The sequence below is a fragment of the Streptomyces sp. NPDC050658 genome (assembly GCF_044457025.1).
Lineage (GTDB): Bacteria > Actinomycetota > Actinomycetes > Streptomycetales > Streptomycetaceae > Streptomyces.
In genome coordinates this window covers 376,578-391,912 of the sequence record NZ_JBITGM010000005.1, presented here as the reverse complement: position 1 = coordinate 391,912, position 15,335 = coordinate 376,578, and the positions used below count along the sequence as shown (strand labels likewise).

18 protein-coding genes are annotated in these 15,335 nt (G+C 72.3%); 11 read left to right on the top strand and 7 right to left on the bottom strand.

Annotation, left to right across the window (positions count from 1 at the left end):
• The first annotated feature begins 33 nt into the window (after positions 1-33).
• The 4 genes from ACIBKX_RS20125 to ACIBKX_RS20110 all read left to right on the top strand — a co-directional run bounded on the left by ACIBKX_RS20125 (position 34) and on the right by ACIBKX_RS20110 (position 3,633).
• Complete coding sequence (locus tag ACIBKX_RS20125; RefSeq protein WP_363271630.1) at positions 34-945, top strand: ABC transporter ATP-binding protein; 912 nt, start codon at positions 34-36, stop codon at positions 943-945.
• Positions 942-1,712, top strand: coding sequence for an ABC transporter permease (locus ACIBKX_RS20120; protein WP_363271629.1), 771 nt, complete (start codon positions 942-944; stop codon positions 1,710-1,712). The genes ACIBKX_RS20125 and ACIBKX_RS20120 overlap by 4 nt, the downstream gene beginning before the upstream one ends.
• Positions 1,713-1,810: 98 nt before the next feature.
• Positions 1,811-2,968, top strand: coding sequence for a histidine kinase (locus ACIBKX_RS20115; RefSeq protein ID WP_363271771.1), 1,158 nt, complete (start codon positions 1,811-1,813; stop codon positions 2,966-2,968).
• A complete protein-coding gene (locus ACIBKX_RS20110; protein WP_363271628.1) occupies positions 2,965-3,633 on the top strand; it encodes a response regulator transcription factor in 669 nt (222 codons plus the stop codon). Before ACIBKX_RS20115 ends, ACIBKX_RS20110 begins: the two co-directional genes overlap by 4 nt.
• Positions 3,634-3,701: 68 nt before the next feature.
• Here the strand turns inward: ACIBKX_RS20110 and ACIBKX_RS20105 are convergent, their stop codons facing one another.
• On the bottom strand, positions 3,702-4,532 hold the full coding sequence (locus tag ACIBKX_RS20105) for a transglutaminase-like domain-containing protein (protein ID WP_363271627.1): 831 nt from the start codon (positions 4,530-4,532) through the stop codon (positions 3,702-3,704).
• 70 nt (positions 4,533-4,602) lie between these two features.
• The gene (locus ACIBKX_RS20100; RefSeq protein WP_363271626.1) at positions 4,603-5,067 is read right to left on the bottom strand and encodes a DUF2000 domain-containing protein; all 465 of its coding nucleotides are present in this window, start codon (positions 5,065-5,067) and stop codon (positions 4,603-4,605) included.
• A 49-nt stretch (positions 5,068-5,116) separates the two neighbouring features.
• Here ACIBKX_RS20100 and ACIBKX_RS20095 point away from each other — a divergent pair, with 49 nt between their 5' ends.
• Positions 5,117-5,938, top strand: coding sequence for an AraC family transcriptional regulator (locus ACIBKX_RS20095; RefSeq protein ID WP_363271625.1), 822 nt, complete (start codon positions 5,117-5,119; stop codon positions 5,936-5,938).
• Here ACIBKX_RS20095 and ACIBKX_RS20090 read toward each other — a convergent pair.
• Both ACIBKX_RS20090 and ACIBKX_RS20085 read right to left on the bottom strand, forming a co-directional pair.
• A complete protein-coding gene (locus ACIBKX_RS20090; RefSeq protein ID WP_363271624.1) occupies positions 5,931-6,767 on the bottom strand; it encodes a transglutaminase-like domain-containing protein in 837 nt (278 codons plus the stop codon). The genes ACIBKX_RS20095 and ACIBKX_RS20090 overlap by 8 nt on opposite strands.
• Before the next feature lie 43 nt (positions 6,768-6,810).
• The gene (locus ACIBKX_RS20085) at positions 6,811-7,821 is read right to left on the bottom strand and encodes a GNAT family N-acetyltransferase (RefSeq protein ID WP_363271623.1); all 1,011 of its coding nucleotides are present in this window, start codon (positions 7,819-7,821) and stop codon (positions 6,811-6,813) included.
• A 143-nt stretch (positions 7,822-7,964) separates the two neighbouring features.
• Here ACIBKX_RS20085 and fdxA point away from each other — a divergent pair, with 143 nt between their 5' ends.
• Both fdxA and ACIBKX_RS20075 read left to right on the top strand, forming a co-directional pair.
• A complete protein-coding gene (gene fdxA / locus ACIBKX_RS20080; protein WP_030573070.1) occupies positions 7,965-8,285 on the top strand; it encodes a ferredoxin in 321 nt (106 codons plus the stop codon).
• Positions 8,286-8,382: 97 nt separating this feature from the next.
• Complete coding sequence (locus tag ACIBKX_RS20075) at positions 8,383-9,510, top strand: bifunctional succinyldiaminopimelate transaminase/glutamate-prephenate aminotransferase (RefSeq protein ID WP_363271622.1); 1,128 nt, start codon at positions 8,383-8,385, stop codon at positions 9,508-9,510.
• A 76-nt stretch (positions 9,511-9,586) separates the two neighbouring features.
• Here ACIBKX_RS20075 and ACIBKX_RS20070 read toward each other — a convergent pair whose 3' ends face one another.
• Together ACIBKX_RS20070 and ACIBKX_RS20065 are read right to left on the bottom strand one after the other, a co-directional pair.
• The gene (locus ACIBKX_RS20070; protein WP_363271621.1) at positions 9,587-10,057 is read right to left on the bottom strand and encodes an ATP-binding protein; all 471 of its coding nucleotides are present in this window, start codon (positions 10,055-10,057) and stop codon (positions 9,587-9,589) included.
• 303 nt (positions 10,058-10,360) lie between these two features.
• Complete coding sequence (locus tag ACIBKX_RS20065) at positions 10,361-11,272, bottom strand: heavy metal transporter (protein ID WP_363271620.1); 912 nt, start codon at positions 11,270-11,272, stop codon at positions 10,361-10,363.
• Between the two features lie 62 nt (positions 11,273-11,334).
• Between ACIBKX_RS20065 and dapE the strand changes: the two genes are divergently transcribed.
• Positions 11,335-12,426: a succinyl-diaminopimelate desuccinylase gene (gene dapE / locus ACIBKX_RS20060; protein ID WP_363271619.1), complete on the top strand. Its 1,092-nt coding sequence runs from the start codon at positions 11,335-11,337 to the stop codon at positions 12,424-12,426.
• 86 nt (positions 12,427-12,512) lie between these two features.
• Positions 12,513-13,262: a TIGR00730 family Rossman fold protein gene (locus tag ACIBKX_RS20055; RefSeq protein WP_363271618.1), complete on the top strand. Its 750-nt coding sequence runs from the start codon at positions 12,513-12,515 to the stop codon at positions 13,260-13,262.
• A 30-nt stretch (positions 13,263-13,292) separates the two neighbouring features.
• Here ACIBKX_RS20055 and folP read toward each other — a convergent pair whose 3' ends face one another.
• Positions 13,293-14,153, bottom strand: coding sequence for a dihydropteroate synthase (gene folP, locus ACIBKX_RS20050; protein WP_363271617.1), 861 nt, complete (start codon positions 14,151-14,153; stop codon positions 13,293-13,295).
• 160 nt (positions 14,154-14,313) lie between these two features.
• On the opposite strand from folP, the gene ACIBKX_RS20045 reads away from it, so the two are divergent.
• Both ACIBKX_RS20045 and ACIBKX_RS20040 read left to right on the top strand, forming a co-directional pair.
• Complete coding sequence (locus ACIBKX_RS20045; RefSeq protein WP_363271616.1) at positions 14,314-14,709, top strand: DivIVA domain-containing protein; 396 nt, start codon at positions 14,314-14,316, stop codon at positions 14,707-14,709.
• A complete protein-coding gene (locus ACIBKX_RS20040; RefSeq protein WP_363271615.1) occupies positions 14,706-15,287 on the top strand; it encodes a DNA-3-methyladenine glycosylase I in 582 nt (193 codons plus the stop codon). The genes ACIBKX_RS20045 and ACIBKX_RS20040 overlap by 4 nt, the downstream gene beginning before the upstream one ends.
• Positions 15,288-15,335 lie beyond the last annotated feature (48 nt).

The following is a 15,335-nucleotide window of genomic DNA, read 5'->3' as shown; positions in this document are numbered from 1 at the left end:
GACACTGCCGCCATCACCCCGCGTCCCGCGACGATGGATCACATGACAGCAGTGACCTTCGAGCAGGTGACCAAGCGGTACGGGGACGTCCGCGCGGTCGATGCCCTCACTCTCGACCTCCTTCCCGGCGAGACCGTCGCCCTCCTCGGGCCGAACGGGGCCGGCAAGTCCTCCACGCTCGATCTGCTGCTCGGGCTGCGGCAGCCGGACAGCGGCAGCGTCCGCGTCTTCGGCACGAGCCCGCGCGACGCGATCACCGCGGGCAGGGTCGGGGCGATGCTGCAGAGCGGCGGGCTGATGGGCGAGGTCACGGTGCGCGAGCTGGTGCGGCTCGCCTGCGATCTGCACCCCAGGCCGCACCGCGTGAGCGACGTGCTCGCCCACGCGGGCGTCACCCAGCTCGCGGAGCGCAGGGTCGACAAGCTCTCCGGCGGCCAGGAGCAGCGCGTCCGGTTCGCGCTCGCGACCGCCGGGGCGAACGACCTGATCGTCCTCGACGAGCCGACCACCGGCATGGACGTCACCGTCCGCCAGGCCTTCTGGGCCACCATGCGCGAACAGGCGGACCAGGGCCGCACGGTCCTGTTCGCCACGCACTATCTGGAGGAGGCCGACGCGATCGCCGACCGGGTCCTGGTGCTGCACCGGGGCCGGCTCATCGCGGACGGCACGGCCGCCGAGATCAAGGCGAAGGCGGGGGCCCGCAGGGTCTCGTTCGACCTGGCGGACATCGACGAGGCCGGGGCCCGCGCGCTGCGCGCACTGCCCTTCCTCGCCGCCCTCGACGTGTCCGGGCACACGGTCCGGCTCCAGTCGACGGACGCCGACGCCACCGTGCACGCGCTGTACGGGCTCGGCCTCTACCCCCGCAATCTGGAGGTCACCGGTCTCGGCCTTGAGCAGGCCTTCGTGGCGATCACCGAGGCCGAGGAGGCCAGGGCATGAACAACGTCATCGCATCCGCCGTCGCCTCGCGCGCGCTGATCAAGCTGGAGATCACCCGCGCCCTGCGGAACAAGAAGTTCCTCTTCTTCTCGGTGCTCTATCCCTCCCTGCTCTTCCTGCTCATCGCGGGCGGCCAGGACGCCACGGACAAGGTCGGCGGCACAGGGCTGAGCGTGCCCGCCTTCATGATGGTGTCGATGGCCTCGTTCGGCGCCCTGACCGCCGTACTGATGGGAAACAGCGAGCGCATCGCCAAGGAGCGCGAGAGCGGCTGGGTGCGGCAGCTGAGGCTGACCAGCCTGCCGGGGCGCGGCTATGTGATCGCCAAGACGGCCAGCGCCGCCGTGGTCAGCCTGCCGTCGATCCTCGTGGTGTTCGCGGTCGCCGCCGCCGTCAAGGACGTGCGGCTCGACGCCTGGCAGTGGCTGGCGCTGACCCTCTCGATCTGGGCGGGCAGCCTCTGCTTCGCGGCGCTCGGGGTGGCCATCGGCTATCTCGCGACCGGCGACGCGGTCCGGCCGATCACGATGATCGTGTACTTCGGTCTCTCCGTGCTCGGCGGCCTCTGGATGCCCACGGCGACCTTCCCGCAGTGGCTGCGCGACATCGCCGCCTGGCTGCCGACCCACGCATACGCTGCCCTCGGACAGGCCATCGAACTGGGCGACGCCCCGCACGTGAAGGACATCGCGCTCCTCGCCGGGTACTTCGTCCTCTTCGCGGGCGGCGCGGCGTGGCTGTACCGGAAGGACACCCTGAAGGCGTGAGCGGCACCGGCAAAGGCGTGAGGGACACCGGCAAAGGCGTGCGCGACACCGACCCCATCGAGCAGGCGCACCCGCTGCACGTCCTCGGGCAGCCGATCATGGACCGCCGCCAGGTGCTGACGAAGGGGCTCTGGATCGGCATCTGGCTGGTCTTCCTCGCCAGTCCGGTGCGCGACCTGGTGGAGAGCGACCGGAGCGTCGCGGTCACCGTGCTCGGCTGGCTGGGCCTCGCCGCCTTCGTGGCCTGCTATCTGTCCGTGGTGTTCCGCTACACCGCCAGGATCTTCGACTGGGGTGTGGTCCGCTGGTCGCTGTCCCTGCTCCTCGGGCTCGCCGTGCTCCTCTCGCTGGCCTTCGGGACGGCCTGGCTCGGACTCTTCGTGTACGTCGCCGTGTCCGTCGGCGCGGTGCTTCCGATGCGGCAGTCGATGTGGGCCATCCCGGCTGTCACGGGGGTGATGGTGGCGATCGGCCTGCGCACCGACAGCGTCGAGGACCTGCTGGGCAGCCTCGCCGTCCTGACGCTCCTGGTCGGCTTCGCGATGACCGGGGTGCGCGAGTTGGTGCGTACGACCGTCCAGTTGCGTCAGGCGCGGGCGACCGTCGCCCAACTGGCCGCCAACGAGGAGCGGTTGCGGCTCGCCCGCGATCTGCACGACCTCCTCGGCCACTCGCTCTCCCTGATCACCCTGAAGAGCGAGCTGGCCGGGCGGATGCTCCCGGACCACCCCGATCGGGCCGCGCGCCAGGTGGCGGACATCGAGCAGGTCAGCCGCCAGGCCCTGGTGGACGTGCGCGAGGCGGTCTCCGGCTACCGCAGGCGCACGCTGGCCGGTGAGCTCGCGGGCGCCAGGACGGCGCTCGCCGCCGCCGGGATCGAGGCCGACGTACCGCTTCAGGCGCCGTCGGAGCTGCCGGGCGAGGACGGGGAGGCCGCGCTCGCCTGGGCGCTTCGCGAGGCGGTGACGAATGTCGTGCGGCACAGCGGGGCACGGCGGTGCACGGTGGCGTTCACCGCGCGGGAGACGCTCGCGGGGCCCGTACTGGAACTGGCGGTGGAGGACGACGGCGCGGGCGGCGCGGGCACCGCACCGGGCAACGGACTGTCGGGCCTCGCCGAACGTCTTGAGGCGGTCGGCGGTGTCCTGGAGACCGGTCCCGCCGCGCGCCGCGGCTTCAGGCTCGCGGCCCGGGTGCCGCGGGGCGAGGGCGCGGCGGGGGGCCGTGGCGCCTCCGCTCTAGGATCTTCCGCATGACCGGCGCGAACAGTGAAGTGGGCCAGGGCGGCACGGGCGGTGCGGGCCAGGGCGGCACGGGCATCAGGGTGCTGCTCGCCGAGGACCAGTCGATGGTCCGCGAGGCGCTCGCCGCGCTGCTCGGCCTGGAACCGGACATCGACGTGGTCGCCCAGGTGGCCCGCGGCGACGAGGTGCTCGCGGCGGCGCGGGAGCACGCGGTGGACGTGGCGCTGCTCGACATCGAGATGCCGGGCCTGACCGGCATCGAGGCCGCCGCCGAACTGCACGCGCAGCTACCGGAGTTGAAGATCGTCGTCCTCACGACCTTCGGCCGCCCCGGCTATCTCCGCAGCGCCATGGAGGCCGGCGCGGACGCCTTCCTGGTCAAGGACGCGCCCGCGGCCCAGCTCGCCGACGCGGTCCGCAAGGTGCTCGCGGGGGAGCGGGTCATCGACCCCACGCTGGCCGCGGCCGCCCTCGCCGAGGGCGCGAACCCGCTGACGGACCGGGAGCGCGAGGTGCTGCGCGCGGCGGCCGACGGCTCCACCAACGCCGAACTGGCCACGGCCCTGCACCTCTCCCAGGGCACGGTCCGCAACTACCTCTCCACGGCGATCCAGAAACTGGCGGCCCGCAACCGCGCGGAGGCGGTGCGCATCGCCCGCGACAAGGGCTGGCTCTGAGCCCCGAGTTCTCTGAGCCCCGAGTTCTCCGAGCCGAGTTCTCCGAGCCCCGAGTTTCTGGTGAGGCATCAGTTCAGCATCGCCCGCGCCGCCCTCGCCTCCCGGCGCAGGGAATCGGCGGCGGCCTCGTCGGTGGCGGCCACCCCGTCGGCGTACGTCTCGATCTCGATCGCACCGGCGCGGAACTCACCCCGCCGCACGAGCAGTTGGGCCCGCTCGTAGTGCAGCAGGTCCTGCGGTGACGGGAGCAGGAGGGACAGCTCGACCGCCCACAGGGCGACGTCCGAGCGCTCGGGGCGGGCCGCCGCCCAGGCGCGGATGTTGTTGAGGACGCGCAGCACGATCTCGACCGGATCGGCGGGGCCCAGCATCGCGGGCTTGGGCGGCGCGCCCGTGGCGCCCACCACGAGCAGCTCCACGTCCGCCCGCGACAGGATCCGGCCCCCGTCGAACGGATTGGCCAGGATCCGCTCGTCGCCCGCCCCGAAGCCGACCACGAAATGTCCCGGCAACGCGACACCGTGCACGGGCGCGCCCGCCCGCCGCGCGACCTCGATCCACACCACGGAGAGCAGGATCGGCAGCCCGCGGCCGCGCCGGAGCACCTCGTGCAGCAGCGCCGACTCAAGGCGCTGGTAGTCGCCGGGCCTGCCGCGGAACCCGCAGCGTCCGCCGAGCAGTTCGGCGAGCTCCATGGCCCACCAGGCCGGGTCGCCCGGCGGCGCGGGCAGCAGCTCCGCCAGCCGGTCGAGCCTCCGGCATGCCGCGTCCATGCCCGCGTCGTCGAGCGCCGCGTCCGCCTCCGCGCCGATCAGCAGGCACAGCCGCGCGAGATCGGGCCGCGCGGACCGTGCCTGATCGGCGAAGAGGCGGCGCCGCTCCGGGGATCGGGGGTGCATACGTCCCTCGTGCCCGGCCGGGCCGATCGATAGCGCTCCGATTCCGGTTCACCGGCGCCCCGATGCCGGTTCAAGGGTGCATCCGGGCGCCCTTCAGGACCTTGTCCACGGCATTGCGCGGCCCGTACACGAGCAGTCCGACCAGATCGAGCTGGCCGGTCGGCACGGCCCGCACCGCCGCCCGGTTGTCCCGGTCGTTGCCGGTGGCGAACAGGTCCGAGGTGAAGACGGCCCTCGGCAGCGAGCGGGACAGGGCCCGGCCGTGCGCGGCGGTCAGCGTCTCCTTCGAGCCCTCGAAGACCAGGACGGGCTGGCGGAACATCTGCAGGTAGGGGGTGCCGTCGGCGTCCTCGTACGGCTCGCCGATCACCTCGGGCGCCGCCGTGCCGAGCCCGCTCACCAGGAACGCGGTCACGTTCAGGCGCTGCCAGGGCTCCAGGTCGTCGCGGAGCAGCACGGCGATCTTCGTGTCGAAGCGGACGGGCGCCCTGTCGGCGGCGGCCCCGGCGGTCTCTGTCTCAGCGGTGCTTCTCATGCACTGAGACTGCCGAGTGGGGCGCTGCCACGTCTTGTACGTTCCTTGCATGGTGGCCCGGCAGGAGATCTCCGCATGGCGCCCGCCGGTCGCGGGCGTCGTCGAGGTCTTCCACGCCCGCTTCACCGAGCACGCGTACCCGATGCACGTCCACGACGCGTGGACGCTGCTGATCGTGGACGACGGCGCGGTCCGCTACGACCTGGAGCGCCACGAGCACGGCACTCCCGGCGACACCGTCTCGCTGCTCCCGCCGCAGGTCCCGCACAACGGCTCGCCCGCCACCCCCGAAGGCTTCCGCAAGCGCGTGCTCTACCTGGACATGACGCAACTGGACGCGAGCTTCATCGGCCCCGCGGTGGACGGCCCCGACCTTGTGGACCCCGTCCTGCGCAGGCGCGTCGGCCAGCTGCACACGGCCCTCGCGCGCCGGGGCGACGAGCTGGAGGCCGAGAGCCGCCTCGCCCTGATCGGTGAGCGGCTCCGCGGCCATCTGCGCCCCAGGCTCACCGAGGGCGCCCCCGCCCCCGCCGGTCACGGCGTCGCCAGGAACCTGCGCGAACTCCTCGACGAGCGGCTGCTCGACGGTGTGACCCTGGCCGAGGCGGCCCGTGTCGTGCACGCCCACCCCACCCATCTCGTACGCGCCTTCAGCGGGGCCTTCGGCATCGCGCCGCACCAGTACCTGATGTCCCGCCGCGTCGACCGCGCCCGCCGTCTGCTGCTCGCCGGACAGCCGCCCGGCGAGGTGGCGACCGCCGCCGGTTTCTACGACCAGTCGCATCTGACCCGGCACTTCAAGCGGGTGGTGGGCATCGCGCCGGGACGCTACGCGCGCACCGCCGGCGCCCTTGCCCCGCCCGTCAGTTGAGCATCGCGCGGGCCGCCCGCGCCTGGTCCCGCACCCGGTCCGCGGTGGTCGGCTCGACCGGCGTCACCACATCGGCGTACGACTCCAACTCCGCGGCGCCGCCGAGGAAGTCACCCCGCTGGACGAGGAGTTGGGCCCGTTCGTAGCGCAGCCGTGCCGGGTGCGCGGGCAGCAGGAGGGAGAGTTCCACCGCCCACAGGGCGACGTCCGAGCGCTCGGGGCGGGCGGCCGCCCAGGCACGGATGTTGTTGAGGATGCGCAGGATGATGTTCAGCGGCTCGGCGGGCTTCAGCGTCGACGGGTTCATCGTGCCCCCGGACGAACCGGCGACCAGCAGCTCCGCGTCCACGCCCGTCAGCAGCCGCCCGCCCGCGAACGGGTCGGCGAGCACCTGCTCCTCGCGCGCGCCGAAGCCGACGACGAAGTGGCCGGGCAGCGCGACCCCGTAGACGGGCGCGCCCGCCCGCCGCGCCACCTCGATCCACACCACCGAGAGCAGGATCGGAAGCCCGCGCCGCCGCCGCAGCACCTCATGCAGGAGCGAGGACTCAAGGCGCTGATAGTCCGCCGGTACGCCCATGAACCCGCAGCGCGCGCCCAGGAGTTCGGCGAGTGCGGCGGCCCACTCGCGCGCTCCGCCGGGCCGGAACGGCAGCTGTCCGGCGAGCTCGTCCAGCTCGATCTGCGCCGCGTCGATGCCCGCTTCGCCGAGTTCCGGATCGGCCTCCGCACCGACCAGGAGGCACATCAGGGACAGGTCGGGCCGCTCGGACCTGGCCTCCTCGGCGAACCGCCGCCTCGTTGCGGCGGTTCTGGACTCCTCGTGCATGCGTGCCTCGTGCCTTACTTACCGAGCCGGCCCCGGCAGGAACCTACCGAGCCGACGGGTATCGATAGTGGTGGTACGCGTGATGCGCCGCGAAGCCGAGGCCGGCGTACAGCGCCCGCGCACCCTCGTTGTCGTTCTCGACCTGCAGCCAGGCCGCCGAAGCGCCCTCGGCGAGCGCCTGCCGGGAGAGCGCGGTCATCACCGCCGTCGCGAGCCCCTGACGCCGGTGCGCCGGATCGACCTCGACCGCCATGAACCCCGCCCAGCGCCCGTCCACCACGCACCGGCCGATCGCCGCGGGCCCCGCGTCGGGAGAGGCCCCGGGCACGGAAGCGAACCACACCGAGGGGCCGCTTGCCAGCACCTTGAACACATGCGGTCCCGGCACCCCGAATCGCTGGTACCGGCGCAGCCACGCGTCGTCGAAGGAGCGCGTCAGCTCCACCCGTTCCGCTTCCGCCTCCAGATCGGCGAGCGGCGCGAGCCCGCCGATATGCAGCTCCGCGCTCACCTCGCGCTCCCAGCCGCGCTCCTCCAGCTCGGCGCAGAGCAGCTCCTGGGTGCCCTCGGCGCCGGTCGCGGTCTGGATGTACGCGGGCAGCTCCCGGTCGGCGTACCACTGACGTGCGCGTTCGAGCGCCGCGTCCAGCGGGAGACCCGGATCGCCGAGCGGCAGCACGGAGTTGGCGCGCCGGGTGAAGCCGGACGCGGCCCGCAGCTCCCACTCGCCGAGCTGCTCGCTCTCGACGGGCTGCCAGGCGCGCGCGGAGACGCGGGCCAACTCGGCGTAGGACGCGGCGGGACCCCGCCTGCGGGCCGGGGCGGCGGGCACGACCTTGCCCGCGACCAGAGCGTTCTCCGCGATTCGGACACGCTCGCCGTCGCGACGTGTGATCAGTACCACACCGTCGTTCCACGATGTGAGAACACCCACCGTGTCAGTGAACTTACCGGCTGTCTCCGGCCCTTCGTTGAGGCGCCGTACCGAGACTCGTCTGCCCACGTCAGCAGGGGTGATACGAACCTCTAGCCGTCCGCCCGCAGTGAATTCCACAGCTGTGTGCGCCCCTCCTGTTCGGATCATGCCCGGGAACGGAGATACTAGAGGTGGGCATCGACGACGCCGCGCTCCCGCGCGCCAGGCGAGCGGAGCCTGAGGACGGCCCGCCAACGCCCGTATCGAGGAGGAACGACAGCGTGACCTACGTCATCGCGCAGCCTTGTGTCGACGTCAAGGACAAGGCGTGCATCGAGGAGTGCCCGGTCGACTGCATTTACGAGGGCTCCCGGTCCTTGTACATCCACCCGGACGAATGCGTCGACTGTGGAGCCTGCGAACCGGTCTGCCCGGTCGAGGCGATCTTCTACGAGGACGACACTCCTGAAGAGTGGAAGGACTACTACAAGGCGAACGTCGAGTTCTTCGACGAGCTCGGCTCGCCCGGTGGTGCCAGCAAGCTCGGCCTGATCGAGCGCGACCACGCCTTCATCGCCGCATTGCCGCCGCAGAACCAGTAACGGCGGCTTGAAGCGCCGCCCCGGTCCCGTACGGCAGGACATGCCGTACGGGGCCGAGGCATTTGTCCACCCTCGCCGCCGCAACGGGAGTCAGTACGTGTCCGCAGTCTCCGGTCTTTCCGGCCGCCTCCCCACCTTCCCCTGGGACAAGCTCGAGCCCTACAAGGCCACGGCCGCCGCGCACCCCGGCGGCATCGTCGACCTCTCCGTGGGCACCCCGGTCGACCCGGTGCCCGAGCTGATCCAGAAGGCGCTGATCGCCGCCGCCGACTCGCCGGGCTATCCGACGGTGTGGGGCACGCCCGAGCTGCGCGACGCGATCACCGGCTGGTGCGAGCGGCGCCTCGGGGCGCGCGGCATCACGCACCGCAATGTGCTGCCGATCGTCGGCTCCAAGGAGCTGGTGGCCTGGCTGCCGACACAGCTCGGTCTGGGTCCGGGCGACAAGGTCGCCTACCCGCGCCTGGCCTACCCGACGTACGAGGTGGGCGCCCGGCTCGCCCGCGCCGACTACGTCGCGTACGACACGGAGACATTCGCGGCTGCCGCCGCCGGGATGGACCTGGACCCCACGGGCATCAAGCTCCTCTGGCTCAACTCGCCCTCGAATCCGACGGGCCGTGTCCTGTCCAAGGACGAGCTGACCCGCACCGTTGCCTGGGCCCGCGAGCACGGCATCCTGCTCTTCAGCGACGAGTGCTACCTGGAGCTCGGCTGGGAGGCGGATCCGGTCTCGGTGCTGCACCCGGACGTGTGCGGCGGTTCGTACGAGGGGATCGTCGCCGTCCACTCGCTCTCCAAGCGGTCGAACCTGGCGGGCTACCGCGCGGCGTTCGCCGCCGGTGACGAGTCCGTCCTGGGTGATCTGCTGCAGATCCGCAAGCACGGCGGCATGATGACGTCCGCGCCCACGCAGGCGGCCGCCGTCGCGGCGCTCGGCGACGACGAGCACGTGCGCGAGCAGCGCGAGCGGTACGCCGCCCGCCGCACCGCCCTGCGCGACGCCCTCCAGAAGCACGGCTTCCGGATCGAGCACAGCGAGGCGAGCCTCTACCTCTGGGCGACCCGCGGCGAGTCCTGCTGGGACACCGTCGGGCACCTCGCGGAGCTGGGCATCCTGGTCGCGCCCGGCGACTTCTACGGCCCGGCGGGCGACCGGTTCGTCCGCGTGGCGCTGACCGCCACCGACGAGCGGGTCGCCGCGGCGGTCGAGCGGCTGGCCTGACGCACCTAGTCGCCTGACGCACGAGGAGGGCCCCGGAGTCGGTGACTCCGGGGCCCTCCTCGTGTCCGCCGGGCGGTCAGCCGAGCGGCAGGCCCTTGACCGGGAGCTGGTCGGTGGGCAGGCCGCCCTTGGTGACGGCGTCGGTCGGCAGGCTGCCGCCCAGGTCGTCCGTCGGCAGCGCACCCTCGGTGGCCGTGCCCGCGGTCTCGCCGAGCACCTCGCCCGCGCTGCCCGCGACACCGCCGGCGGCCTTCTGCGCGGCGGGGGTCGTGGTCTTGGCGCCGGAGCCGACGGTCTTGCCCGCGGCCGGGACGGCCTTCTTGACGGCCTTGCTGCCGGTCTCGCCCGCGAGACCGGTGACGTTCTGCGCCGCGCCGTCGACGGTGTTGCCCAGACCGGCACCGTCGAGGGCGGTCACGCCGCCCAGGTCGGGGGTGGCCGGAAGTTCGGCGGCGCTTGCGGAGCCGGCCGCACCGACCACGGGAGCCGCCCCCGCTGCGATGAGCAGCGCGGCACGGGCGATCCGGCGGGTCAGGGGGAGGGACATGATGCTCCTTCAGACGGGAGAGAACGTGGGTGTGTCCGGCCGGATGGGGCCCGGCGCTCGGACGCAGTGACTACCGCTCGAAGCCCGCGAAGGTTGCGGTGGCGCAACGTAAAGAGTTGGCAATGCATCGCATTATCGGCTGCGGATAAAAACGGGCAAAGGGATCACTTCGCGCGCGGCTGCTGAATCGTCAATGCCCAGTGCTCGCAAGGGGTTTGACGGTTCAGGAAAGGGCGGCGCGAAAGGCCGGACACCACGTCGTCCCCCAGTGATCAATGTGGTCCGATCGGGTGATGCGCCGCACTACTGCCCAGTGACGATTCGGACCTCGCCGACGCCCCCGCCGGCCTCCCCGCCGCTCTCGCCGGTCCTCTTCTTGCGCCACTCCTCGACGGAATCCCCGACACGCCATTCCCGGCCCGCGTACGAGACGCGCTCGATGCCGAGCGCGGACGCCTGGGCCACCGCCCAGTGCGCCAGCTCCCAGCCGCGCTGCCCCGCGCCGCCCTCAGTGGCCCGTGCCGTGCCGGACGCAGCCACCGTGACCGTACGGCCGCCGGACTTCGCGGCCACGTCCTTGCCGAAGTCACGGACGAGGGCCGCCCGCACCTTTGCCGGGTCGCCCGGCTCCTCGGGCGCCCGGCCCTCGCAGCTGAGCGTGGCCGGGGCGCGCCCGGTCAGCGCGGCGGCCAGCAGCACGGCGTCCGGCTCGTGCTTCGCGTACGCCTGCGGATAGCCGCTGCGCTGCACGCGCTGGGCGGCCACCGTCAGGGGCAGCCGGGAGTAGCCGGGGACCTTGTCGAGATGGGCGTAGAACCGCGCCGCCGAGTACGCCGGGTCCATGATCTGGTCCGCATCGCCCCAGCCCTGCGAGGGCCGCTGCTGGAAGAGGCCGAGCGAGTCGCGGTCGCCGTGGCTGATGTTACGCAGGCCCGACTCCTGGAGGGCCGTCGCCAGGGCGATCGTCACCGCGCGCTCGGGCATGCCACGCGAGGTGCCCACCGCGGCGACCGTCGCCGCGTTCTGCGCCTGCTCGGCGCTGAACTCGTACGTCGCACCGTCCCCGTTGCCCGAGACGACCTCGCAGCGCGGCTCGGCCTTTCCCCCGAAGACGTACTGCACCGCCACATAACCGACGAGGGCGAGCAGGACCGCGACCGCGGCCCCCTGACGGAGGAGGCGGCCGCGCCGGACGAGGGTGGGGGGCTCAGGCACGCGACCAAGGTACTGGAGGCCACTGACGGGGCCGCGCGCCGAGGGGCGTTAGGGTCGCTGCCATGGCCCAGACCTCGCAGAACGCCCCGCTCGACCTCACGCTCGACGCCGCCGAGCTCACCGCGCGGCTCGTCGACTTCCCCTCGCCCAGCGGCCAGGAGAAGGCCCTCGCGGACGCCATCGAGACGGCCCTGCGCGCACTGCCGCACCTCACGGTCGACCGGCACGGCAACAACGTGGTCGCCCGTACGAATCTGGGCCGGGCCGAGCGCGTGATCCTCGCCGGGCACATCGACACCGTGCCGATCGCGGACAACGTGCCGTCCCGCCTGGACGAGAACGGCGTCCTGTGGGGCTGCGGCACCTGCGACATGAAGGCGGGCGTCGCGGTGCAGCTGCGCATCGCGCAGAACGTGACCGAGCCCAACCGCGACCTGACCTTCGTCTTCTACGACAACGAAGAGGTCGCCGCCCACCTCAACGGCCTCGGCCACGTCGCCGAGGCCCACCCCGACTGGCTCGCGGGCGACTTCGCGGTCCTCCTGGAACCGACCGACGGCCAGGTCGAGGGCGGCTGCCAGGGCACGCTGCGGGTCTTCCTGAAGACCAGGGGCGAGCGCGCGCACTCCGCGCGCGCGTGGATGGGCTCCAACGCCATCCACAAGGTCGCGCCGATCCTCGACAAGCTCGCCGCGTACGAGCCGCGCAAGCCCGTGGTCGACGGCCTGGAGTTCCACGAGGGCCTCAACGCCGTACGCATCGAGGGCGGCGTCGCCAACAACGTGATCCCCGACGAGTGCACCGTCGTCGTCAACTTCCGCTACGCGCCGGACCGCACCGAGGACGAGGCGCTCGCCTTCGTCCGCGACTACTTCGCCGACTGCGACATCGACGAGTTCATCGTCGACGACCACACGGGCGCCGCCCGCCCCGGCCTCACCCACCCCGCGGCGGCGGCCTTCATGGCGGCGGTCGGCGGCGAGGCGCGGCCCAAGTTCGGCTGGACGGACGTCTCCCGCTTCAGCGCGCTCGGCGTGCCCGCGGTGAACTACGGGCCCGGCGCCCAACTGCTCGCCCACAAGGTCGACGAGCGGGTCGAGGCCGCGCTGGTCCCCGAGGCCGAGCGGCGGCTCACCGCCTGGCTGACATCCTGAGTTCCCGTGAGGATGCCCCGCCTGTAACGCCCGTAGATCTACGCTGAAGCTGCAAGTGAGCGAGACCGCAGCGGAAGGGGATGTTCATGGGTAGTCCAGAAGCGCAGGGTCCGCCGGAGGAGCAGTACTTGGGGCCCGTGGTGCGGCGGCGTGAGCAGATCACCCCCGGGACCACCGACCAGCGGCTCCTCGACACCGAGGGCGACTCGGAGTGGGTGCACACCGACCCCTGGCGGGTCATGCGCATCCAGTCCGAGTTCGTGGAAGGCTTCGGCGCCCTCGCCGAACTCCCCAGCGCCATCAGCGTCTTCGGTTCGGCGCGCACGCCGGCCGGTTCGCCCGAGTACGAGGCGGGCGTGCGCATCGGCAAGGCCCTGGTCGAGGCGGGCTTCGCGGTGATCACCGGGGGCGGCCCCGGCGCGATGGAGGCCGCGAACCGGGGCGCGCGCGAGGCGAAGGGCGTCTCCGTGGGGCTCGGCATCGAGCTGCCCTTCGAACAGGGGCTCAACGACCACGTCGACATCGGCGTCAACTTCCGCTACTTCTTCGTGCGCAAGACCATGTTCGTGAAGTACGCCCAGGGCTTCGTGGTGCTTCCCGGAGGTCTCGGCACGCTGGACGAGCTCTTCGAGGCGCTCACCCTCGTCCAGACCCGCAAGGTGACCCGCTTCCCCATCGTGCTCTTCGGCTCCCAGTACTGGGGCGGCCTCGTCGACTGGCTCCGGGACACGGTGGTCGGCGGCGGCAAGGCCTCGGAGCACGACCTGCACCTCTTCCACATCACGGACGACGTGGACGAGGCGGTGGCGCTGGTCACCAAGGAGGTTGGCAGGTGATGCTCGGGGCGGGCCGGCAGACCCGCCCCGTTACGCCAGCCCCCGCCGCGCCACAGCCGGCTCCCGGTGGCCCGCGATCGTCGCCACCATGTCCAGGACCTGCCGGGTCTCGGCCACCTCGTGTACGCGGTAGACCTGGGCGCCCAGCCACGCGGAGACCGCGGTGGTCGCGAGGGTTCCGATGACCCGCTCCTTCACCGGCCGGTCCAGCGTCTCGCCCACGAAGTCCTTGTTCGAGAGGGAGACCAGGACCGGCCAGCCCGTCTCGACCATCTCGCCGAGCCGCCGGGTCGCCTCCAGCGAATGCCGGGTGTTCTTCCCGAAGTCGTGGCCGGGATCGATCATGACGGACTCACGCGGCACCCCGAGCGCGACCGCCCGCTCGGCGAGACCGACCGTCACCGCCAGGACGTCGGCCATCACGTCCTCGTACGCGATCCGGTGCGGACGCGTCCGCGGCTCCGCGCCACCCGCGTGCGTGCACACCAGGCCCACCCCGTACCGCGCGGCGACCTCCGCCAGCTTCGGGTCGACGCCGCCCCACGCGTCGTTCAGGAGATCCGCGCCCGCCTCGCAGACCGCCTCGCCCACATCGTGCCGCCAGGTGTCGACGCTGATGACGACGTCCGGGAAGCGCCGCCGCACCTCGGCGACGAACCCCACCGTCCTGCGCGCCTCCTCCTCGGCCGTCACCTCCTCGCCGGGGCCCGCCTTCACCCCGCCGATGTCGATGATGGCGGCGCCCTCCGACACCGCCTGCTCCACGCGGGCGAGCGCGGGCTCGTCACGGAACGTCGCGCCCTGGTCGTAGAAGGAGTCAGGGGTCCGGTTCACGATCGCCATGATCACCGGCTCGTGCGTGTCGAATTCACGCCTGCCAAGCCTGAGCATCCCCTGTGAACCTCCTCTGTCGGTGCCGCGCTTCGGCCGCCTGCGACCTTAACTGTCAGAGCCACATGGCACGATCGGACCCTGACAGTTTCAGCACCGGTGCGGCGTCGGACCCGGCAGCACCGTTCAGCACGGCAGTCGAGCGTGGGGGCCCGAAGAGATGGTCTTGTTCTTGTTCCTGGTCATCGCCCTCGTGGTGGTGGTCGGCGCGGTGACGCTCGCTGTGGTGGGCGGCGGCGAGCGCGCCGTGCTGCCCGAGGTGTCGCCCGAGCGGCTCACCGATCCGCTGCCCCACGACCGGCCGCTGCGCCGCGCCGACGTCGACGAGGTGCGTTTCCCGCTGACCGTGCGGGGCTACCGCATGGCGGACGTGGACGGGGTCCTCGGCCGCCTCGGTGCCGAACTGGCCGAGCGGGACGCCCATATCGCGGAGCTGGAGGCGGCCCTGGCCGGTGCGCAGGCCACGGCGGTCGGCGGGCCCGGACTGTTCAAGACACACGGGCCACAGGACAAGGAGCCGGGTCAGGACGCGGCCGACGAGGAGGACAGCAAGTGAGCGGCGACGCGGTGGCGGGCCCGGACGGCAGACCGCGCTGCCCCTGGGGCCTATCGGCCGATGACTATGTGGCCTACCACGACGAGGAGTGGGGCCGCCCGGTCCACGGGGACGACGCGCTGTACGAGCGGCTCTGCCTGGAGGCGTTCCAGTCGGGCCTCTCCTGGATCACCATCCTGCGCCGCCGCGAGGGCTTCCGCTCCGCCTTCGCCGGCTTCAAGATCGCTGAGGTGGCCGAGTTCACGGACGCCGACCGCGAGCGGCTGCTCGCCGACCCCGGCATCATCCGCAACCGGGCCAAGATCGACGCGACGCTCGCCAACGCGCGCGTGCTCGCCGACTGGGCGGACGGCGACCTGGACGCCCTCATCTGGTCGCACGCCCCGGACCCGGCAGGACGCGAGCGGCCGCGCAGGCTGGCCGACGTACCGGCGATCACGCCCGAGTCCACGGCCCTGTCCAAGGCCCTGAAGAAGCGCGGCATCCGGTTCGTCGGCCCCACCACGGCGTACGCCCTGATGCAGGCGTGTGGATTGGTCGACGATCACTTGGAGGACTGCGTGATCCGCGTCCCCTGACAGAATCTCGGTTCTGTCATCTGTCATCTGTCATCTGTCAGGTGTCAG

Excerpts from the sequence above, each read along its gene's own strand:
- ACIBKX_RS20105 (WP_363271627.1), bottom strand. The coding sequence starts at position 4,532 with ATGCACCCCCGATCCCCGGAGCGGCGCCGCCTCTTCGCCGATCAGGCA.
- ACIBKX_RS20055 (WP_363271618.1), top strand. The coding sequence starts at position 12,513 with ATGGGTAGTCCAGAAGCGCAGGGTCCGCCGGAGGAGCAGTACTTGGGG.
- ACIBKX_RS20095 (WP_363271625.1), top strand. The coding sequence starts at position 5,117 with ATGGTGGCCCGGCAGGAGATCTCCGCATGGCGCCCGCCGGTCGCGGGC.
- ACIBKX_RS20090 (WP_363271624.1), bottom strand. The coding sequence starts at position 6,767 with ATGCACGAGGAGTCCAGAACCGCCGCAACGAGGCGGCGGTTCGCCGAG.
- ACIBKX_RS20115 (WP_363271771.1), top strand. The coding sequence starts at position 1,811 with ATGGACCGCCGCCAGGTGCTGACGAAGGGGCTCTGGATCGGCATCTGG.
- ACIBKX_RS20125 (WP_363271630.1), top strand. The coding sequence starts at position 34 with ATGGATCACATGACAGCAGTGACCTTCGAGCAGGTGACCAAGCGGTAC.
- ACIBKX_RS20120 (WP_363271629.1), top strand. The coding sequence starts at position 942 with ATGAACAACGTCATCGCATCCGCCGTCGCCTCGCGCGCGCTGATCAAG.
- ACIBKX_RS20100 (WP_363271626.1), bottom strand. The coding sequence starts at position 5,067 with ATGAGAAGCACCGCTGAGACAGAGACCGCCGGGGCCGCCGCCGACAGG.
- ACIBKX_RS20070 (WP_363271621.1), bottom strand. The coding sequence starts at position 10,057 with ATGTCCCTCCCCCTGACCCGCCGGATCGCCCGTGCCGCGCTGCTCATC.
- dapE (WP_363271619.1), top strand. The coding sequence starts at position 11,335 with ATGGCCCAGACCTCGCAGAACGCCCCGCTCGACCTCACGCTCGACGCC.
- ACIBKX_RS20045 (WP_363271616.1), top strand. The coding sequence starts at position 14,314 with ATGGTCTTGTTCTTGTTCCTGGTCATCGCCCTCGTGGTGGTGGTCGGC.
- folP (WP_363271617.1), bottom strand. The coding sequence starts at position 14,153 with ATGCTCAGGCTTGGCAGGCGTGAATTCGACACGCACGAGCCGGTGATC.
- ACIBKX_RS20110 (WP_363271628.1), top strand. The coding sequence starts at position 2,965 with ATGACCGGCGCGAACAGTGAAGTGGGCCAGGGCGGCACGGGCGGTGCG.